General features: G+C 62.1%; 20 protein-coding genes. 18 read left to right on the top strand and 2 right to left on the bottom strand.

Annotated elements, in window-relative coordinates; translation table 11 throughout:
• Positions 1–241: 241 nt before the first annotated feature.
• Complete coding sequence (locus tag CPH57_RS17070) at positions 242–394, top strand: Hok/Gef family protein (RefSeq protein ID WP_004937610.1); 153 nt, start codon at positions 242–244, stop codon at positions 392–394.
• 124 nt (positions 395–518) lie between these two features.
• Here CPH57_RS17070 and metK read toward each other — a convergent pair whose 3' ends face one another.
• Complete coding sequence (metK, locus tag CPH57_RS17065) at positions 519–1673, bottom strand: methionine adenosyltransferase (RefSeq protein WP_096242589.1); 1155 nt, start codon at positions 1671–1673, stop codon at positions 519–521.
• 908 nt (positions 1674–2581) lie between these two features.
• Between metK and speA the strand changes: the two genes are divergently transcribed.
• From speA to CPH57_RS17045, 3 genes are all read left to right on the top strand, one after another.
• Positions 2582–4558, top strand: a complete 1977-nt coding sequence (gene speA / locus CPH57_RS17060) for a biosynthetic arginine decarboxylase (protein WP_028127388.1) — start codon at positions 2582–2584, stop codon at positions 4556–4558.
• 194 nt (positions 4559–4752) lie between these two features.
• Positions 4753–5673: an agmatinase gene (gene speB / locus CPH57_RS17050; RefSeq protein ID WP_004937606.1), complete on the top strand. Its 921-nt coding sequence runs from the start codon at positions 4753–4755 to the stop codon at positions 5671–5673.
• Positions 5674–6008: 335 nt separating this feature from the next.
• Positions 6009–6161 (top strand): Hok/Gef family protein, encoded by a 153-nt coding sequence (locus CPH57_RS17045; RefSeq protein WP_172428026.1) that lies wholly within the window; start codon positions 6009–6011, stop codon positions 6159–6161.
• A gap of 110 nt (positions 6162–6271) precedes the next feature.
• Here the strand turns inward: CPH57_RS17045 and CPH57_RS17040 are convergent, their stop codons facing one another.
• Positions 6272–7513: an MFS transporter gene (locus CPH57_RS17040; protein WP_096242588.1), complete on the bottom strand. Its 1242-nt coding sequence runs from the start codon at positions 7511–7513 to the stop codon at positions 6272–6274.
• Positions 7514–7910: 397 nt separating this feature from the next.
• Here CPH57_RS17040 and CPH57_RS17035 point away from each other — a divergent pair, with 397 nt between their 5' ends.
• From CPH57_RS17035 to CPH57_RS16970, 14 genes are all read left to right on the top strand, one after another.
• Entirely contained in the window at positions 7911–8228 is a 318-nt protein-coding gene (locus CPH57_RS17035; RefSeq protein WP_004937614.1) for a non-heme iron oxygenase ferredoxin subunit, read from the top strand.
• Positions 8229–8230: 2 nt separating this feature from the next.
• Positions 8231–8539: a recombinase-like helix-turn-helix domain-containing protein gene (locus tag CPH57_RS17030; protein WP_019456046.1), complete on the top strand. Its 309-nt coding sequence runs from the start codon at positions 8231–8233 to the stop codon at positions 8537–8539.
• A 20-nt stretch (positions 8540–8559) separates the two neighbouring features.
• Positions 8560–9603 carry an aromatic ring-hydroxylating dioxygenase subunit alpha gene (locus CPH57_RS17025; RefSeq protein WP_033652735.1) on the top strand — a complete coding sequence of 348 codons (1044 nt, stop codon included), beginning with the start codon at positions 8560–8562 and terminating at the stop codon, positions 9601–9603.
• Positions 9600–10355, top strand: a complete 756-nt coding sequence (locus CPH57_RS17020; protein ID WP_033644716.1) for an SDR family oxidoreductase — start codon at positions 9600–9602, stop codon at positions 10353–10355. Before CPH57_RS17025 ends, CPH57_RS17020 begins: the two co-directional genes overlap by 4 nt.
• A gap of 37 nt (positions 10356–10392) precedes the next feature.
• Entirely contained in the window at positions 10393–11187 is a 795-nt protein-coding gene (locus CPH57_RS17015; protein WP_033639418.1) for an IclR family transcriptional regulator, read from the top strand.
• 109 nt (positions 11188–11296) lie between these two features.
• Positions 11297–12238: a VOC family protein gene (locus CPH57_RS17010; protein WP_047573726.1), complete on the top strand. Its 942-nt coding sequence runs from the start codon at positions 11297–11299 to the stop codon at positions 12236–12238.
• Positions 12235–13446 carry an NAD(P)/FAD-dependent oxidoreductase gene (locus tag CPH57_RS17005; protein WP_096242587.1) on the top strand — a complete coding sequence of 404 codons (1212 nt, stop codon included), beginning with the start codon at positions 12235–12237 and terminating at the stop codon, positions 13444–13446. Before CPH57_RS17010 ends, CPH57_RS17005 begins: the two co-directional genes overlap by 4 nt.
• Positions 13447–13469: 23 nt before the next feature.
• Positions 13470–14726 (top strand): MFS transporter, encoded by a 1257-nt coding sequence (locus CPH57_RS17000; RefSeq protein ID WP_033652738.1) that lies wholly within the window; start codon positions 13470–13472, stop codon positions 14724–14726.
• Positions 14727–14758: 32 nt separating this feature from the next.
• Positions 14759–15283 (top strand): cupin domain-containing protein, encoded by a 525-nt coding sequence (locus CPH57_RS16995; protein WP_004937634.1) that lies wholly within the window; start codon positions 14759–14761, stop codon positions 15281–15283.
• Positions 15283–16101, top strand: coding sequence for an alpha/beta fold hydrolase (locus CPH57_RS16990; protein WP_046687779.1), 819 nt, complete (start codon positions 15283–15285; stop codon positions 16099–16101). Before CPH57_RS16995 ends, CPH57_RS16990 begins: the two co-directional genes overlap by 1 nt.
• Positions 16098–16892: an SDR family oxidoreductase gene (locus tag CPH57_RS16985; RefSeq protein ID WP_033644722.1), complete on the top strand. Its 795-nt coding sequence runs from the start codon at positions 16098–16100 to the stop codon at positions 16890–16892. Before CPH57_RS16990 ends, CPH57_RS16985 begins: the two co-directional genes overlap by 4 nt.
• 15 nt (positions 16893–16907) lie before the next feature.
• Positions 16908–17702 (top strand): aspartate dehydrogenase, encoded by a 795-nt coding sequence (locus CPH57_RS16980; protein WP_096242586.1) that lies wholly within the window; start codon positions 16908–16910, stop codon positions 17700–17702.
• Between the two features lie 16 nt (positions 17703–17718).
• On the top strand, positions 17719–19188 hold the full coding sequence (locus CPH57_RS16975) for an aldehyde dehydrogenase (RefSeq protein WP_046687776.1): 1470 nt from the start codon (positions 17719–17721) through the stop codon (positions 19186–19188).
• Positions 19189–19240: 52 nt separating this feature from the next.
• The gene (locus CPH57_RS16970) at positions 19241–20881 is read left to right on the top strand and encodes a thiamine pyrophosphate-binding protein (protein ID WP_025304194.1); all 1641 of its coding nucleotides are present in this window, start codon (positions 19241–19243) and stop codon (positions 20879–20881) included.
• Positions 20882–20922 lie beyond the last annotated feature (41 nt).

The raw sequence follows: 20922 nt of genomic DNA, 5'->3' as shown, positions 1-20922 counted from the left end.
CCTTGCAAGGCGTTGCGTGTCGCTGCGCAAGAAAGACATTTAACGTGAAAAGGAACGCGGGAAGAGAGGGGGAGGTGAATATACTGCGTGCGGGTGCTCTGGATCTTTGTCTCTGGAGCCTGCGTGAAAGATACAAAGAGAAAAGCCCCGAGTCGATATCCATCAACCCGAGGCCTACTCTAACGCATCACAACGTTAAGTTAGCCTCTTACCCGCCGCGAGGCAAGGAGAAGAAGGCATGATGCCGAACAAACGGAGCCTGTTAAAATTGGTGGTTATTTGTGCCACGGTAATATCACTGGCATGGATAACCCGCAGCACGCTGTGTGAGCTGCGTATCCGATCGGGCACTACGGAGGTTGCGGCCATTTTGGCTTACGAATCCGAACGGTAAGGCAACCCGGCGGCGGGGGCCTTGCCTCCGCCGGCCGGCAGTCGATGCGTTGATCCATGAGCACCCATCCGTTCAAAAAAAACGGCGAGCCTTGGCTCGCCGTTTTTCATGTTGATGTCGGGGCTTATTTCAGGCCGGCGGCATCGCGCAGCTGCGCAGCTTTGTCGGTCGCTTCCCATGGGAAGTGTTCGCGGCCGAAGTGGCCGTAGGCGGCGGTTTCGCGGTAGATCGGCTGCAGCAGATCCATCATCTGGATCAGGCCGTATGGGCGCAGATCGAAGAATTCGCGCACCAGCAGCGTCAGTTGTTCGGTTGGCACTTTCTCGGTACCGAAGGTTTCCACCATGATGGAGGTCGGTTCCGCTACGCCGATAGCGTAAGACACCTGGATCTCGCAGCGATCGGCCAGGCCGGCGGCGACGATGTTTTTCGCCACGTAGCGCGCCGCGTATGCCGCGGAACGGTCAACCTTGGACGGGTCCTTACCGGAGAAGGCACCGCCGCCGTGGCGAGCCATGCCGCCGTAGGTGTCGACGATGATCTTACGGCCGGTCAGGCCGCAGTCGCCCATCGGGCCGCCGATAACGAAACGGCCGGTCGGGTTGATGTGGTATTTGGTGCCCGCTGTCAGCCATTCCGCCGGCAGTACCGACTTGATGATCTCTTCCATCACCGCTTCTTGCAGATCTTTCAGCGAAATGTCTTCTGAGTGCTGGGTGGACAGAACGACGGCGTCGATGCCGACGATTTTGCCGTCGTCGTATTGGAAGGTCACCTGGCTCTTCGCGTCCGGGCGCAGCCACGGCAGGGTGCCGTTCTTACGCACTTCGGATTGGCGCTGCACCAGACGGTGCGCGTAGGTGACAGGCGCAGGCATCAGCACGTCGGTTTCATTGGTGGCGTAGCCAAACATCAAGCCCTGATCGCCGGCGCCCTGCTCGAGAGGATCGGTACGGTCAACGCCCTGATTGATATCCGGGGATTGCTTGCCGATGGCGCTCAACACTGCGCAGGAGTTGGCGTCAAAGCCCATGTCCGAATGAACGTAGCCGATCTCGCGCACGGTCTTGCGGGTGATCTCTTCGATATCGACCCAGGCGCTGGTGGTGATTTCACCGCCGACCAGCACCATACCGGTTTTCACGTAAGTTTCGCAGGCGACGCGCGCTTTCGGATCTTGTTCCAGGATGGCGTCGAGGACGGCATCGGAGATCTGATCGGCGATTTTATCTGGATGTCCTTCGGAGACGGATTCGGACGTGAAGAGGTGTTTAGCCATTGTGTTCTTTACCTTGCATAAGACGGGTTAGAAATTACTGCACAGCGCTGGAGATCCGGCATCGAAGCGAAGGGTCTTCCGCTGATGGCGCGAGATGCATCCTGCAACGCCCCTCAGGCAAAGCCGTTAAGCAGTTTATCAGTTAACCAGTATAGATGGATTAACATCTGGACGTCTATTTTAGGTCAGGGTTTAGCCAGATTGCCAGTAATTTTTTGCGCTTTCGCTCTTTTGCGCAAACGGGTTGGCGCCATTTTCATCGCTTGAAACAGTTTTCGGCGAATTTTCATTTTGCTTTTTAACCTGCTTACCGGTATAAACTGCGCGCGCGGTTCATTTGCTGCACAGTACGGCGGTCTGGCGTGGGGGAAGGTACGGTAAACTTCCGCTTTGCATTCGTCGGCATTGCGCTATTATCCGTCGCGGGCGTTCGCCGTGGCGCCGCCGCTTCATCGAACGGTCACGTTCTTACACTATTTTAGAGGCTGGGTCGTTCACTGTGAACGGCGCGCGTGGAGGTGGTTGGATTAATGATCCGTTGTCTACCGGTTGTTGGTTCTCAACAGCAGTGCCGTTCTGGCGCACATTCTTCTGCTATTTCCCGTCTTGTCTCTCTGTCACTTACCAGGTGCGATAAACACTTGGCCGCTACTCAGGATTCTCGGGCCGGCTAACGGTCGTCTGAAGAACTGAACAAGGGTAGCCTGCAGCCTTCCTGTGGGATGTTTCTTGGCCCGATTCACGAGGTTTGAACAGGGTGTCTTACAATTATATGAGTGATAAACCGATCGCTGACCGCGAACGGCAGTTCTCTTCGCTGCCGCCGGCGCGGCTTGTTGGGTTGTTCTCGCGGGTTGTAGCTGCGATAGTGGCTGACGGTTTCGTCAGTACGGAATGTGAGGCGAACCATGTCTGATGATCTGTTGATTCACCGTCCGCCGGTTGCGGGCGAGTCTTTATCTTTGCGCTCCATGCAGGAGGTTGCCATGAATGATCGTAATGCCAGCAAGATGCTGCGTACTTATAACGTCGCCTACTGGGGCAACAATTACTATGACGTCAACGAGCTGGGCCATATCAGCGTGTGCCCGGATCCGGATGTCCCGCAGGCGCGCGTCGATCTGGCAGAACTGGTGAAAACGCGCCAGAAAGACGGCCAACGTCTGCCGGCACTGTTCTGCTTCCCGCAGATCCTTCAGCATCGCCTGCGCTCTATCAACGCCGCGTTCAAACGCGCGCGTGAGTCCTTCGGTTACCAGGGCGGCTATTTCCTGGTGTATCCGATCAAGGTGAACCAACATCGCCGCGTGATTGAATCGCTGGTGAACTCCGGCGAACCGCTGGGGCTGGAAGCCGGCTCCAAGGCCGAACTGATGGCGGTGCTGGCGCATGCCGGCATGACCCGATCGGTGATCGTCTGTAATGGTTATAAAGATCGTGAATATATTCGTCTGGCGCTGATCGGGGAAAAGCTGGGGCACAAGGTGTACCTGGTGATCGAGAAGATGTCCGAGATCAATCTGGTGCTGGAAGAAGCCGAGCGGCTGAACGTCATACCGCGCCTGGGCGTGCGTGCGCGTCTGGCATCGCAAGGCTCCGGCAAATGGCAGTCGAGCGGCGGCGAAAAATCCAAGTTCGGTCTGGCGGCGGTGCAGGTGCTGAAGCTGGTGGAAACCCTGCGTGAAGCGGGCCGCCTCGACAGCCTGCAGCTGCTGCACTTCCATTTGGGTTCGCAGCTGGCCAATATTCGCGACATCGCCACCGGCGTGCGCGAATCGGCGCGCTTCTACGTTGAGCTGCACAAGCTGGGCGTCAACATTCAGTGCTTCGACGTGGGCGGCGGCTTGGGCGTCGACTACGAAGGCACTCGTTCGCAGTCCGATTGCTCGGTCAACTACGGCCTGAACGAATACGCCAACAACGTGATTTGGGGCATCGGCGACGCCTGTAACGAACACGGCCTGCCGCACCCGACGGTGATCACCGAGTCCGGTCGCGCCGTGACCGCGCACCACACGGTGCTGGTCTCCAACGTGATCGGCGTAGAGCGCAACGAGTTCAGCGAACCGCAGCCGCCGGAAGCCGACGCGCCGCGCGCGCTGGAAAGCATGTGGGAAACCTGGCTGGAAATGAACGAGCCGGAAAACCGCCGCTCGCTGCGCGAATGGCTGCACGACAGCCAGATGGATCTGCACGACGTGCATACCCAATACGCGCACGGCATGCTGGACCTGACCAAGCGCGCCTGGGCCGAGCAGCTGTATCTGAACATCTGCAACAAGATCCAGCAGCAGCTCGATCCGAGCAACCGCGCACACCGCCCGATCATCGACGAACTGCAAGAGCGCATGGCGGACAAGTTCTACGTCAACTTCTCGCTGTTCCAGTCGATGCCGGATGCCTGGGGCATCGATCAGCTGTTCCCGGTGCTGCCGCTGGAAGGGTTGGATAAGCCGCCGGAAGGCCGTGCGGTGCTGCTCGACATCACCTGCGATTCCGACGGCACCATCGACCATTACGTCGACGGCGACGGCGTGGCGACCACCATGCCGATGCCGCCATACGATCCGGAGAACCCGCCGGCGTTGGGCTTCTTCATGGTCGGCGCGTACCAGGAGATCCTCGGCAACATGCACAACCTGTTCGGCGACACCGCCTCGGTTGACGTGTACGTGTTCCCGGACGGCAGCGTCGAGACCGAGCTGTCCGACGAGGGCGATACCGTGGCGGATATGCTGGAGTACGTGCAGCTCGATCCGAGCGCGCTGCTGTCCAAGTTCCGCGATCAAGTCAAAGAAACCGATCTGGACAGCGAGCTGCAGGCGCAGTTCCTGGAAGAGTTTGAAGCTGGCTTGTACGGCTACACGTATCTGGAAGACGAGTAACCGCCTTCTTCAGGGGGGCGATATCGGCCCCCTTGAAGCATGAACAAAATGCGGCCATAATCTGCCGTATCGGTAGCACCGAAACACACATCGAATAAATCCCTTTCTCGTCGGGCTAACGACGCGGGAGGGATTTTTTTTTGTCACGGCCCGGCGTCTGCGCCCGGCAACTTGTTGAACTACGAGGGTTTACTATGAGCACCTTAGGCCATCAGTCCGATAATTCATTAGTGTCCAACGCCTTTGGTTTCCTGCGCTTTCCGCTGAACTTCATGCCTTACGACAGCGATGCAGAGTGGGTCATCACCGGCATTCCGTTTGACATGGCGACCTCCGGTCGCGCCGGCGGCCGTCACGGCCCGGCGGCCATCCGCCAGGTGTCCACCAACCTGGCTTGGGAAGGCAACCGTTGGCCGTGGAGCTTCGATCTGCGCGATCGCCTGAACGTGGTTGACTGCGGCGACATCGTGTTCAACTTCGGCGATGCGCAGGACATGAGCGACAAGCTGCAGGCGCACGCGGAGAAACTGCTGAAGGCCGGTAAGCGCATGCTCTCGTTCGGCGGCGACCACTTCGTCACCCTGCCGCTGCTGCGTGCGCACGCCAAGCATTTCGGCAAGCTGGCGCTGGTGCACTTTGACGCCCATACCGATACCTACGCCAACGGCAGCAAGTTCGACCACGGCACCATGTTCTATCATGCGCCGAACGAAGGCCTGATCGACCCGCATCACTCGGTGCAGATCGGCATTCGCACCGAGTTCGATCACGACAATGGCTTTACCGTACTGGACGCCGCGCAGGTGAACGATCGCAGCGTGGACGACCTGCTGACCCAGATCAAAGGCATCGTCGGCGATATGCCGGTGTACCTGACCTTCGACATCGACTGCCTGGATCCGGCGTTCGCACCGGGCACCGGCACGCCGGTGATCGGCGGCCTGACTTCCGATCGCGCGCTGAAACTGGTGCGCGGCATGCAGTCGCTGAATATCGTCGGCATGGACGTAGTGGAAGTGGCGCCGGCCTATGACCAGTCCGAGATCACCGCGCTGGCCGCGGCGACGTTGGGTCTGGAGATGCTGTACCTGCAGGCGGCCAAGAAACACGCCTGACGCCAGGCCACGCCTCGCTGAAAAAGCGGCTCCCATCGTATGGGGGCCGCTTTTTTTATTTCATTTGTCGCCATCCGTGCGGCGATTTTCAGTCTGTTGCAACGCCTTTGCGCAATTTTGCGCAGAAATGAAACGGAGTCAGTAAAAAGGAACCGGGATAACGGGGAGGATGAATATACTGCGGGCGGGTGCTCTGGATCTTTGTATCTAGAGCCTGCGTGAAAGGTACAAAGAGAAAAGCCCCGAGTCGATATTCATCAACCCGAGGCCTACTCTAACGCCAGCAACGTTAAGTTAGCCTCTTACCCGCCGCGAGGCAAGGAGAAGAAGGCATGATGCCGAACAAACGGAGCCTGTTAAAACTGGTGGTTATTTGTGCCACGGTAATATCACTGGCATGGATAACCCGTAGCACGCTGTGCGAGCTGCGGATCCGAACGGGCACTACGGAGGTTGCGGCCATTTTGGCTTACGAATCCGAACGGTAAGGCAACCCGGCGACGGGGGATGTCCCCCGTCTGCTGGTTGATGGCGTCCAGATCCATGAGCACCCTCTCAAGGCCATTGGCTTTCTCTGCCGCAACGGTGCGGGAACAGGCTATGCCCGCTTCACCTGCCGCGCCAGCAACATGCGGCCAAACAGTGCGCCGCCTGCCAGCAATGTCAGCAACTGCGAGGCGATCAGCACCGCAAAGCCTGAAGACACCTTACCCTGGCTGGCCATCACCATGCCCATCGCCATCGGCACAAACGCCGAAAACAGATTGCCGATGCCGTTGATCAGCCCATAGGCGCTGCCGACCGCCTCCGGCCGCGCATAATGTTGCAGCAGGGTAGGGATCGCCGCGCCCTGCGCGCCCCAACAGGCATTGGCCGCCAGCAGGAAGAAGGCGATCCAGCCAAGCTGATGGCTGTTCATCACGCCATAGATGCACAGCGCGGTCGCTGCGCCGCCGCAGACGAAGATCAGCGGCGCTTGATAAGGACGGATACGATCGAGCAACACGCCGCCGAGGTATTTGGAGGCGATGCTGACGATGAAAGGCAGCGCGGCCATCCAGCCCATCTGCTTGATGGAGAACCCCTTTTCATCGGTCAGATACGCCGGCAACCAGGAGCTGGAGCCCCACAGATAGCTGAGCGTGGCGATCTCGATCAGCAGGATCCAGCCGAGCATTGGCGTGCGCCAGGCCAGCGTAAAGGTGTGCCAGACGCGGCTCAGCACCGGTTGCGGAGCAGCAGGGCGCGAGGGTGAAGGCAGGGCGAGGGGATGAACGAACAGCCGCACCAGCGCCAGCCCCAGCAGCAGGTTGAGCAACGCCAGCAGGTGAAACGACATCGCCCAGCCGAAGTGCGCCATCAGAAAACTCACCAGCGGAAAGCCGAGCACCAGCCCCAACGAAACGCCCAGCGCGCTGATGGCGTTGGGCTTGCCGCGCTCGTCGGCGGCGAAATGATCGCTGATGTACATGGTCTTCAGCGAGAACAGCGGCCCCTCGCTGACGCCAAGCAGCGCGCGCACCACGCACAGCAGCATCAGCGATCCCGCCAGCGGCGACGCGGCGGTGAGCAGCGCCCACAGCACCACGCTCAGCGTCAGCGCGCGGCGATAACCCATCAGCGTTTCCAGAAACGGCGTCAGCAACATGGCGGACAGACCGTAGCCGAGCAAAAACACCGTCATCAGCGTGCCCTGGTGGGCGCGGTCGCCGCCGAGTTGGAAGTGTTGCAGGAAGTCGGGATTGACCAACATCACGGCGATATTGACCCGATCCGCATAGGCGATAACGATCAGAAACAGCAGGGCGATCACCCCAAACCAGCGTTGACGTTGTTGCACGGCGCGTTCCTCAGTGCGAGCGGTTGACGAATTCAGGCAGCAGTAAACTCACCTGCGGATGCCATTACGCGCAAACGCGGGGATGAGGCCGATTTATGTAAATTTATTGTTATAAAATTGGGTGTAAAAGACAGCGAGAGCACTCTTTTACGCGCAATGCGCCGCCAGGATCAACGCAATTTTTGCCATAAACTAGCTGAAGAGCGCACAACTGACATAGGTTTTTCATATCGGTGCATTATTTCGTGATCCTTCCCGCATTTGTCATTTTTAAACAACCTTTCATTAACATTTGCCGCGCCGCTCGCTTGACGAAAGTTTCGCCAGACTTATAGTGACTGTATTAAATAAGAAACTGAGTTTCATATATGAAACAATCAGATAGAGGATAAAAGCAATGAGCTGGAAGAATGTGTGCGAAGTGTCTCAGGTGAAAGAAGATTTTCCTTTCTCCGGCAAAGTGGAAGGCAAAGAGATCGGGGTTTACCTGCTCGACGGTAACTACTATGCGCTGGAAGACGTCTGTCCGCATGCTTACGCCTTGCTCAGCCAGGGGTTTGTAGACGACGGCAAGGTTGAGTGCCCACTGCACGAAGCGCTGTTTGACGTGCGCACCGGCCAGTGCCTGCGTGAGCCGGGCGGCCGCGATCTGCAAACCTATCCCACCCGGGTGGTCGACAACCAAATCCAGATCACCTTTATCGCGGAGGAGTAATCATGCAGCACATCACCGATTTCAATCCCTGGCTGCCGGACACCCAACAGGTGACGCCGGCCCGCGAAGGCGGCAACGGTCAAATCCATCAGCCGGGCCAGTTCCGCAACGTTGTGTGGCAAAACCGTGCCCGGGTGCCGGACGGTTTCGAAACCGCGCTGGTGGCGGCGCTGGAAACGATTTTCGATCAGGGCGCGGAAGAGCTGGAACAGATCGTCAGCGCGTTGAATCAGCGCCGCCTGTTCGATCGCAGCGGCCAGCCGTGGAATGAGGCGACGTTCCGCGAATTCCTTCACGTTAACGGTTTCTGATCGACACCCGGGAGAAGACAATGACAGCAAACACAACATCCTCCGAACAGAGCTTGCAGGACTATCTTGACCAGGGGCTGCGCGGCATGTGGTATCCGGTGCTGGCCAGTTGGGAAGTAGGCAACAACCCGGTCGGCATCACCCGCCTTGAGCAACAAATCGTGGTGTGGCGCGACGGTGAAGGCCAGATACACGCGTTGGAAGATCGCTGCCCGCACCGCGGCGCGCGGCTTTCCATGGGGTGGAACCTCGGCGATCGCATCGCCTGTTGGTATCACGGGGTGGAAGTCGGCGGCGACGGGACGGTGAAAGACGTGCCGGCGGTGGATCGCTGCCCGCTGGTGGGGCAAAAATGCCTGCGCGCTTACCCGGCCAAAGAAGCCTACGGCGCGGTGTTCCTCTATTTTGGCGTGACGGCGGATGAAGCGCCGGCGGAGCTGACTTTCCCGCAAGAGCTGGCGGACGAAGCGTCGTACAGCCACTTCTTGTGTACCGCCAGTTGGAACTGCAACTACCAATACGCCCTGGAAAACGTGATGGATCCGATGCACGGCACCTACCTGCACTCTTCCTCGCACTCGATGGCGGAAGGGGATCGCAAGGCGGACATGGGGCTGGAGCCGACCGATAGCGGGTTTATCTTCAAGAAAAACGGCCAGATCGGCGTCAACTTCGACTGGGTGGAGTTCGGCAACAGCGGCGCGTATTGGATGCGTCTGTCGATCCCGTACAAGAAACGTTTCGGGCCGGGCGGCCACTTCTGGATCATCGGTATGGTGGTGCCGGAAGACAAGGATCACTGCCGGGTATTCTTCTGGCGCATCCGTAAGGTCAAAGACTGGCAGCGCGACATGTGGCGCTTCATGTATCGCAATCGCCTGGAATCATTGCATTGGGACGTCCTCGAGCAGGATCGCATCGTGCTTGAAAACATGGCGCCTAATGCCCGTGGCCGCGAATACCTGTACCAGCACGACGTCGGTCTGTCGCGCCTGCGCCGCCTGATGCAGAAAGAGGCGCAGAAACAGCTGGCGACGCTGCGCGAGCGGGAGGCGGCGCAGTGAACGGCCTGCTGAACGGCAAGCGCATCGTGGTCACCGGCGCGGCGCGCGGTCTGGGCTACAGCTTCGCCGCCGCCATTGCCGCTGCCGGCGCGCAGGTGGTGATGTGCGACATTTTGGCGGATGAGCTGGCGGCGAGCGGCGCCGCGTTGCGCGAGCAGGGCGCTCAGGTGGAAACGCAAATCATCGATCTGGCCTCACCGGATTCGATCCGTTCGGCGTTCGAGAAGATCGCCACAGGCGGCGGGATCGACGGGCTGGTGAACAACGCGGCGCTGGCGACCGGCGTCGGCGGTAAAACCATGATGGAATACGACATCGATCTGTGGGATCGGGTAATGCAGGTCAACGTGCGCGGCACCTGGTTGGTGAGCCAGGCGGCAGTGCCGCTGCTGGCGCGCAACCCGCACGCCAAGATCGTCAACGTGGCGTCGGACACCGCGCTGTGGGGCGCGCCGCGCCTGATGGCCTATGTCGCCAGCAAAGGCGCGGTGATCGCGATGACGAGATCGATGGCGCGCGAGCTGGGCCCGCAGGGCATCTGCGTCAACGCTATTGCGCCGGGCCTGACGCGGGTGGAAGCCACCGAGTATGTGCCCGCCGAGCGCCATCAGCTGTATGAGCAGGGGCGCGCGCTGGCCGGGGCGCAGCATCCGGACGATGTGAACGGCACGGTGCTTTATCTGCTGTCGCCGCTGGCGGATTTCGTCACCGGCCAACTGCTGCCGGTCAACGGCGGCTTCGTATTCAACTGACGGCCCGCAGGGCAGGCGCACAGCGCAGGAGCGAGAGATGGCGGACGAGCAAGCATGTAAGTATCTGATCCCGGGACTGGATCGCGGATTGCAGTTGCTGCTGGCGTTTGGCGAGCAGCATAAGGAAATGACCTTTGCCGAGTTGCATCGCCTGGTTGATATGCCGAAGGCCACCGCCTACCGCGTGGTGCAGACGCTCGAGCACCTGGGCTTCCTGGAGCGCAATCCGCGCACCAACACCTTTGCGCTCGGCATCAAGGTGCTGCGCCTCGGCTTCGAATACATCGCGTCGCTGGATGTGGCACAGGCCGGCCAGCCGGTGATCGAGCAGTTGCGCGATCGCAGCCAGTGCAGCAGTCATCTGGCGATCCGCGACGGGCGCGACGTGATCTACATCGCTCGCGTCAGCGCCGCCGGTTCGCAGATCAACCAGGTCAGCGTCGGCACCCGTTTGCCGGTGCACCAAACCTCGCTTGGCCGCATGTTGTTGACCAGCGCCACCCGCAGCGAGTTCGAGCAACTCTATCCGGACGAGCAGCTGCCGGGCAACGCGCCGGGCACCCCGGCGGATCGCGAAACGCTGTGGCAGATGGTGCAGCAAGACAAGGCGCGCGGCTATGTGATCGGCGAATCATTCTTCCGCCACGGCATCTCCTCGATCGTCTACCCGATCTTCAACCGTGAGCAGCGGGTCGAGGCGGTGGTCAGCATCATGGTGCCGTCCGATGAGATCCCGAAAGCGGATCGCGAGCGGCTGCGCATGGAAGTGCGCGATGCGGCGGAGAAAATTTCCGGCTTCCTCGGCGCGCCGCCGCAGGCCAACGTCGGCTAACCGACAGGACCGACTCTTTCACTCAGGCAGGGATAAGGCCCACAGCAAACAGGGGCCGGGGTTCAGTCATGCCTGAAAACCGTATACAGCGAGAACGTGAGGCTGAGCAATGAGCGTAATCGGAATCGAAAAACTGGAGTTTGGCGTCGAAGATCTGCCAACCTGCGAAAAATTCATGCATGACTTTGGCCTGCAGCCCGCCACGCAACATTGGGGCGAACCGCAGCGCGAATTCACTACCCTGAGCGGGGCGCGGGTCGTTCTGCACCCGTTGCAAAGCGCGGCGCTGCCTGCGGCGTTTGAAGGCGGTTCCACCCTGCGCCGCATGACCTGGGGCGTGGCATCGCCCGCGGATCTGGCGCGTCTGCAGCCGCGTTTGGCGTTGATGCCCGGCTTTCGTCAGGTGGGGGAAGAGCTGGAATGCCGCGATCCCAACGGCATGACGCTGCGCTTCGTCGTCAGCCGCCAGCAGGCGGTCGAAGTGCCGGTCACGCCGATCAACCAATGGGGCGACGTGCGCCGCATCGATCAACCCAGCCCGGTCTACTCGCAGGCGCAGCCGATCAATATCGGCCACGTGGTGTTCTTCGTTGACGATCTGGCGGCGACCGAGCGTTTCTACCGCGAGCTGTTGGATTTCCAGGTTTCCGATCGCTATATCGATCGCGCCGTCTTCCTGCGCACCCAGGCGCGCGGTGGTCACCATAATCTGTTCCTGCTGAAGCTGCCCAACCGCCCACGCGGCCTGAACCATGTGGCGTTCACCGTGCGCGATATCCATGAAGTGATCGGCGGCGGCATCGCCATGAACAAAGAGCAGTGGAGCACCTTCATCGGCCCTGGCCGCCACCCGATTTCCTCGGCGTATTTCTGGTACGTCAACAGCCCGACCGGCGGCGCGTTCGAGTACTACACCAACGACGATTATCTGACGGAAAACTGGCAGCCGCGCGAGCTGGAACATTCGCTGGTCTCCTTCACCGAATGGGCGGTAGAAGGCGGCATCGATCACGATACGCGCCGCCAGCATAAAAAGGCGCAAGCGTTATGAACCGGCCGGAACAGGCGGGCATTGTCATCGTCGGCGGCGGCCAGGCCGGCGGTTGGGCGGCCAAGACGCTGCGTGACCGGGGTTACAGCGGCCGGCTGACGGTGATAAGCGACGAACCCTACGATTTTTACGAGCGGCCGCCGCTGTCGAAAGCGGCGCTGCTGGATGCCGCTGCTCCCCTGAGCCGGCTGTTCAGCGAACAGGCGGTGGCGGAGCTGAACATCGACTGGCGTCGCCCGCTGCGCGCCGAGTCTATCGACGCCGAACAGCAAATCGTCACGCTCAGCGACGGGCGACGGCTGCAGTTCGAGCAGTTGCTGATCGCCACCGGCGGGCGGCCGCGTTTGCCGGGCGCCGCCTGGGCGCAGCACCCGCGCGTGATGACGCTGCGTTCCTGGGATGATGCGGCCCGGTTGCGGCAGGGCCTGCAGAGTTGCCGTCGCCTGGCGATCGTCGGCGGCGGTTGGATCGGGCTGGAGATCGCCGCTTCTGTGCGCCGTCTCGGCGTTGAGGTGACGGTGTTTGAGCGCCAGCCTGCGCTGTGCATGCGCAGCGTCGGCGCTGATGTCTCACAGGCGTTGCTCGAACTGCATCGCCGGCAGGGCGTGACGGTGTTGTGCGGCTGCGGCGAGATCTCGCTGGAAGATCGCGACGGCGCCGCCTGGATCGGCAGCGAAGTCAGCGATCCGCAGGCCTTCGACCTGGTGGTGGTGGGGATCGGCGTCGAGCTGAATCTCGAACTGGCGCGCAGCGCCGGGCTGGCTATCGAGTCCGGCATCGTGGTCGACGGCCAGGGGCGCACCAGCCATCCGGCAATCTTCGCCGCGGGCGATGTGGCGCGCCACCCGACGCTCGGCCTGTGCCTGCAGTCCTGGGCCTACGCGCAAAATCAGGCCATCAGCACCGCCTGCGCAATGCTCGACGCCTTCGCCGCTCCGTATGACGACGTGGCCTGGCTTTGGTCGGATCAATACGACGTCAATATCCAGATCCTCGGCGTGCCGAGCGGCGGCGTGCACCATGTGGTGCGCCGCACGCCGCAGTCGCAGGTGTTCTTCACGCTGAACGCCGATCGGCAGCTGGTGCAGATGGTGGCGTTCAACGACGCGCGCACCATCAAGCTCGGCAAGCGTTGGCTGGCGAGCGGCCGGGTGCTGGATCCGCAGCAGCTGGCGGATGCGGAGTTTTCTTTGATGGCGTTGAAATAACGCCCGAACCTCGGGAGCGTTTTATGACTACACAAGACATTGACGCCCGCGCTGGACGGGCGGGGGAAACCGTTGCCGAAAATCCGCAGCAGCGGGTGCGCTGGTCGGTACCGATCGCGCTGTTCGCCTGCGTGCTGCTGGCGTTTTTCGACAAAATCAGCATCGCGGCGCTGTTTTCCGACGCCGAGTTTCAGCAGGCGCTGGGCATCGGTTTTGACCCGGCGCGGCTGGGGTTGCTGATGAGCGCGTTTCTGTTCTCCTACGGCATCTCCTCGATGCTGCTCAGCGGCATCGGCGATCGGCTTAATCCGGTCAAAGTATTGATTGGCATGATGGTGGTGTGGGGCGTGCTGATGGTGTTGATGGGGCTGGTGCGCTCCTATCACGCCATGATGACGCTGCGCATTCTGCTCGGCATCGCCGAAGGGCCGCTGCTGCCGATGGCCTACGCCATTATTCGTCAGGCCTTCCCGCCGCAGCTGCAGGCGCGCGCCACCATGCTGTGGCTGCTCGGCACGCCGCTCGGGGCCGCGCTCGGCTTCCCGGTCACCCTGTACATCCTCAATACCTTCGACTGGCAGGCCACCTTCTTCTTTATGGCGTTTCTGACGCTGCCGGTGATGTTGCTGGTGCTGTTCGGCATGCGCCACCTGAACGTGTCGCGTCCGGCGGCGGCGGCCAAGCCGGCGGTGTCCGAACGCCAACAGCATCGCCGCGAGCTGTTGCGCAGCCCGCATTTCTGGATGATTTGCCTGTTCAATATCGCCTTCCTGACCTACCTGTGGGGCATGAACGGCTGGTTGCCGAGCTATCTGATCAAGGGCAAAGGCATTCATCTGGAACATGCCGGTTACCTCTCTTCGCTGCCGTTCATCGCCATGCTGCTCGGTGAAGTGCTGGGCGCCTGGCTGTCGGACAAGCTGGATCGGCGTGCGCTGGCCTGCTTCCTGTCGCTGTGCGGCGCCGGCCTTGGCCTGGCGGTGGTGCTGCACCTGCAGGGCACTTACAGCGTGATCGCCGCCATGGCTTTCAGCACCTTTATGTGGGGCGCCGGCGCGCCGAATATTTTCGCGCTGTTGGCGAAGGCGACCAGCAGCAAGGTCAGCGCCACCGCCGGCGGCATTTTCAATGGACTGGGCAATTTTGCCGGCGCGCTGGCGCCGGTGCTGATGGGGGCGTTGATCGCCGCCACCGGCAATATGGATAACGGCCTGCTGTTCCTGGTGGTGATGGCGTTCGTCGGCTGCCTCATTCTGCTGCCGTTGCTGAGAAAGTACTGATTAATCAATCGTTTCAACAGAGGAGTGACAACATGTCTCAGGTTGAGAACAAAGCCGGCGTCAAGCCGCAGGATCTGTCGATGGAAAACTGGGTGGAGTCGCGCATCGCCCGTTTCGAAGGCCGCAAATACGACTGGAACGCGCTGAAATTCCAGGCCGATTTCGACCCGAAATACCGCCGCGCGCAGATGCGCTACATCGGCACCGGCGCCACCGGCGTGGCCAGCGACGCCAACACCATTCCGGCGGGCAATTTCACCTTCTCCACCATGGTGTTGCCGTCGAAGTGCGAGGGCCCGTTGCACCTGCACGACGACGTGGAAGAAGTGTTCTTCATGCTGAAAGGCAGCATCACGCTGATGATCCAGGATGGCGAAGAGTATTACGAAACCAGGCTGAAAGAGCGCGATTTGATCTCGGTGCCGGCGGGCGTGTATCGCGGCCTGTTCAACCACGGCGAGGAAGAGGCGCTGATGTGCGTGATGCTCGGCACCGCCAAGCCGGAGATCCCGACTTATCCGGCGGACCACCCGCTGTCCAAAGTGAAGCGTAACTGATGAACGGCCTGGCGCAACGCCAACGGGCGCGCTGCGGGGCGTATACCCTGAGCTGGCGCGAGGCCGGGCAGGGGCGGCCGGTGGTGTTGCTGCACGGCATCAGTTCCGGATCCGCCTCGTGGATCAAGCAGTTTAACGACAGCGGCCTGACGGACGGCCATCGTCTGTTGGCGTGGGACGCGCCGGGCTACGGCGGCAGCCTGCCGTTGGCGGATCCGCAGGCTGACGCCGCCGGTTATGCGGCGGCGTTGGCGGCGCTGATTGATGAGCTGCAGCTGGCGCAGCCGCTGATCGTCGGCCATTCGCTGGGAGCGCTGATCGGCAGCGCCTACGCCGCCGGCTATCCGGACGGGCTATGTGGGCTGGTGTTGGCGGATCCGGCGCAGGGCTATGCCGCGGCGCCGGAGGAAAAACGCCGACAGGTGTACGGCCAGCGCCAACAGATGATGGAGACGCTGGGGCCGGTGGGCTACGGCGAGCAGCGGGCGGCGGCCTTGCTGCGCGAAGGTGCGGATCCGCAGGATATCGCCTGGGTGCGTAACGGCATGCAGCAGCTCGATCCCGACGGTTTTCTGAGTGCCGCCTGGATGCTGGCCAACGATGATATTGGCCGCTATCTGGCGCGCTATCGCGGCCCGCTGGAAGTGTGGTGCGGTGAACAGGATCGCATTACGCCGCCGGAGAAGGCGGCCGAGCTGGCGCGTGAGCAAGATGCGACGCTGCGCCTGATTGCCGCCGCCGGTCACGCCAGCTACCTCGATGCGCCGGCGTGTTTCAACCGCTATCTGCGGGATTTTACGGGAGCAATCCAACGATGAATTTTCAGCTTGAGGATCGGGTGGCGGTGGTGACCGGCGGCTCATCGGGCATCGGTTTCGAAACCCTGAAACTGCTGCTGGCCGAAGGGGCGAAGGTGGCGTTCTGCGGCCGCGATCCGGACAAACTGGCCGGCGCGGAGGCCAGCCTGCGCGCGGACTTCCCGCAGGCGGAGATCCTGGCGCTGCGCTGCGACGTGCTGGATGCGCAGCAGGTGGCGCAGTTCGCCGCTCAGGTGACGGCGCGTTTCGGCGGCGTGGATCTGCTGATCAACAACGCCGGTCAGGGCTTCGTCGCCCACTTTGACCAGACGCCGCGCGAAGCCTGGCTGCATGAGGCAGAGCTGAAGCTGTTCGGCGTGATCAACCCGGTGCAGGCGTTTTTACCGGCGCTGGAACGATCGGATATCGCGTCTATCACCTGCGTGAACTCGCTGCTGGCGCTGCAGCCGGAAGAACACATGATCGCCACCTCGGCGGCGCGCGCCGCGCTGCTCAATATGACGTTGACGCTGTCGAAAGAGCTGGTGGGCAAAGGCATTCGGGTTAACTCGATCTTGCTGGGGATGGTGGAGTCGGGCCAATGGCGCCGCCGTTTCGACGATCGCAGCGATAAAGATCAAAGCTGGGAGCAGTGGACGGCGGCGATCGCCGAACGCCGCGGCATCCCGATGAAGCGCCTCGGCAAGCCGCAGGAACCGGCGCAGGCGCTGCTGTTCCTCGCTTCGCCGCTGGCTTCCTTTACCACCGGCGCGGCGCTGGACGTTTCCGGCGGCTTTAACCGCCATGTGTAGCAGGGGCCGAAAAAGATGAAGAAGATCATGATGATTGGCTATGGCGCGATGGCGAAGGAAGTGATCGCCCGTTTGCCTGAAGGCGTGGAGGTCGGCTGGATCCTGGCGCGCGCAGCTCATCATGCGGCGATCGATGAGGCTTTTGCTGGGCGCGTGCAGGCACTGACCCATCCGGAGCAGTGTTCGCAGCGGCCGGATCTGGTGCTGGAGTGCGCCAGCCAGCAGGCGGTGGCGGAGTTTGGCGAAGCGGTGCTGCAGCGCGGCTGGCCGCTGGCGCTGATTTCGACCGGCGCGCTGGCGGATGCCGCATTGCAACAGCGGTTGCAGCAGGCCTGCCGCAGCCATCACGGGCAGCTGATCGTGCTGTCCGGCGCGGTGGCGGGCATGGACGGGCTGGCGTCGGCGCGCGAAGGCGGGCTGGAGAGCGTGACCTATCAGGCCAGCAAAAGTCCGGCCAGCTGGCGCGGCAGCCCGGCGGAACAGTTGATAGATCTCGATGCGGTGAGCGAAGCGCAGGTATTTTTTGAAGGGTCGGCGCGTGAAGCGGCGCGTTTATTCCCGGCCAACGCCAACGTGGCGGCCACCATTGCTCTCAACGGCCTGGGGATGGACGCCACTCGGGTACGCCTGCAGGTCGATCCCGCCACCCGGCGCAATACCCATCGGCTGCAGGTATGCGGCGACTTTGGCGAGTTTCACATCGAGCTGAGCGGCACCCCGCTGGTGAGCAATCCCAAAACATCAACCCTGGCGGCGCTGAGCGCGGTACAAGCCTGCCGCCGTCTGGTGGACGGCGGTTTTATTGCCTGAACGGCAGGAGCGGAGCATGGAACGATTGAATATTTTTGTCGCCGGGCGCTGGCGTGAAGGGCGCGGCGAAGAGATGGCTTCGGTATTCCCGGCCGACGGCAGCGTCAACGCGCGGCTGCGCGCCGCTAACGTCGAGGATGTCAACGAGGCGGTTGAGGCGGCGGAAAAGGCCTGGCGCGCGCCGGAATGGCGTGGGCTGGTGCCGCACCAACGCGCCTCAATTCTCTACCGCGTCAGCAACCTGATTCTGGCGCAGCAGGAACAGCTGGCCGAGCTGCAGACGCGCGACAACGGCAAACCGCTGGCGGAAACCCGCGGCCTGGTGGCCAGCGCGGCAGCGACCGCGCGTTACTTCGCCGCCGCTTGCGAGGTGCTGGAGGGCGAGCTGCCGACCCCGCGCAGCGCCGAAGTGATGACGCTCAGTCAGTATCAACCGATGGGGGTGATCGCCGCCATCACGCCGTGGAACTCACCGATCGCCAGCGAAATGCAGAAGGTGGCGCCGGCGCTGGCGGCGGGCAACGCGGTGGTGCTCAAACCGGCCGAAGCCACGCCGCTGATGGCGCTAAAGCTGGCCGAGCTGTTCGAACAGGCGGGGCTTCCTGCCGGGCTGCTCAGCGTGCTGCCGGGCAAAGGTTCGGTGATCGGCGAGGCGTTGGCGCGCCATCCGCTGGTGAAAAAGATCGCCTTTACCGGCGGGACCAGCACCGGGCGCCATTTGGCGCACATCGCCGCCGACAAGCTGATCTCCACCTCGCTGGAATTGGGGGGCAAATCGCCGACCATCGTGCTGGAGGACGCCGATCTTGAGCAGGCGGCGCGCGGCATCTGCTACGGCATTTTCAGCTCCGCCGGGCAGGCCTGCATCGCCGGCTCGCGGTTGTTCGTGCATCGTTCGCTGTATCAGCCGCTGCTGGCGCGCTTGACCGAACTGACGGCGGGGCTGCGCATCGGCAACCCGCTGGTGCCGGGCGTGCATCTCGGCCCGCTGATCAGCGCCAAACACCGGCAAAGCGTGGCGGACTACGTGGCGCTGGCGCGGCAGGAGGGCGGCCGGGTGGTCATCGGCGGTGAAGCGCCGGCCGATCCGCAACTGGCGAGCGGCAGCTATTACCTGCCGACCATTATTGAAGGTTTAAACAACGACGCCCGCGTCTGCCAGGAGGAGATCTTCGGGCCGGTGCTGGTGGCGCTGCCGTTCGACGACGAGCGACAGCTGATCGAACAGGCCAACGACTCGGTGTACGGCCTGGCGGCCGGCATCTGGAGCCGCGATTTCCCACGGGCGATGGCGCTGGCGGAGCGGCTGGAAACCGGCACCGTCTGGGTCAACACCTACAAAACGTTCTCGATTTCCACGCCGTTCGGCGGTTTCAAGGAAAGCGGGCTGGGCCGCGAAAAGGGCCTGAACGGCATCAAGGCCTACATGCAGCAGAAAAGCGTGTATCTGGCGCTGAGCCATCAGGTGAACCGCTGGAGCGACTAGGCCGACACCTCTACGCATAACCCTAATAACGACTACCCTAAGAAGGCAGATGATGAGCGATAAAATCACGGTTGGCGAGGCGATAGCCCGGACTCTGGAACAGTACGCGGTGTCGGCGATGTACGGCATCATTTCGATTCATAATCTGCCGATCGCCGATGCGGTGGGGCAGCGCGATAAAATTCGTTTCGTGCCGGCGCGCGGCGAAGCGGGCGCGGTCACCATGGCCGATGCGCATGGGCGCTTCTCCGGCCTGGGCGTGGCGTTGACCAGCACCGGCGCCGGCGCGGGCAACGCGGTGGGGGCGATGATTGAAGCGCTTAACGCCAACACGCCGCTGTTGCATATCACCGGCCAGGTGGAAAAAGCCTATCTGGACGCCGACGCCGGGTTTATTCATGAAACCCGGGATCAGCTCGGTTTTCTGCGCGCCTGCTCCAAGCGCGCCTACCGGGTCAATTCGCCGGAACAGGCGGTGGCGGTGATCCAGCGAGCGATCCTGGATGCGCAAACCGTGCCCTGCGGCCCGGTGGCGGTCGAGATCCCGATCGATATCCAAAGCAGCCTGGTTTCCCGCTCGGTGCTGACCGAAGCATTGGCGCCGGCGCCGCTGCCGAAGGCGGACGATGCGGCGGTGGAGCGGCTGCATCAGCGGCTGAAACAGGCCAAGCGCCCGTTGCTGTGGCTGGGCGGCGGCGCGTTGGCCTGCGGCGATGCGGTGCGCAAGCTGGCGGACGCCGGCGTGGCGGTGATCTCCAGCACCCACGGGCGCGGCATTCTGCCGGACAGCCATCCGCGCAGCCTGCGGGCGTTCCACAACTCGCCGAGCATCGAGGCTATCCTGACGCAGTGCGACCTGACGCTGGTGGCCGGTTCACGGCTGCGCAGTAATGAAACCCGCACCTGGACGCTGCCGCTGCCGCGCCCGCTGGTGCAGATTGATATCGATCCGGCGGCGGCCAACCGCAACTACCTGGCCGATGAGCAGATCAATGGCGACTGTGCGGCGCTGCTGGCCGCGCTGGCGGCGCGGCTGAGCCCCGGCGAGAAGGTCAACGCCGAGTGGGATGCCGAGATCGCGGGGGCGGTGCAGCAGGCGGAGAGTGCGTTGCGTCAGCAGTCCGGTGAATACGCCAAACTCAACGACGCCATCGACGCCGCGCTGCCGCAGGACGGATTGCTGGTGCGCGATATCACCGTATCCGGCAGCGTCTGGGGCAGCCGTTTGTTCCGCGCGATCTCGCCGCTGTGCAACATTCACTCGCTGGCCGGTGCTATCGGCATGGGGCTGCCGATGGCGATCGGCACCGCGATCGCCAACCCGCAGCGCAAGGTGGTGGGGCTGGTGGGCGATGGCGGTTTGGCGCTGGGCCTTGGGGAACTGGCGACCATGGCGCAGGAACAGGTGAACATCACCCTGCTGATCATGAACGACGGCGGCTATGGCGTGATGCGCGGCATTCAGGACAAGTATTTCGCCGGGCGCCAGTATTACAACGAGCTGCATACGCCGGCCTTTACTCAAATAGCCGAAGCGATGGGGCTGAAAGCCTGGAAGGTCGAGGCGGCGGCGCAGTTCAACGGCGTGCTGGCCGAAGCGATCAACTACCCGGGGCCGTCGGTGGTTGAGGTGGACATGAAGCAGGTCGGGCCGCTGACCTTCGCCGGGCCGCCGCAGAAAACCCTGTATTGATACGATAAAAAACGCCCGGCGGTTGCCGGGCGTTCTCGTTG

The sequence above is a fragment of the Serratia sp. JKS000199 genome, assembly GCF_900215455.1.
Taxonomy (GTDB): Bacteria; Pseudomonadota; Gammaproteobacteria; order Enterobacterales; family Enterobacteriaceae; genus Serratia; species Serratia ureilytica.
Note: the sequence above shows the minus strand (reverse complement) of the source record. Positions and strands in the feature narration are given on the sequence as shown.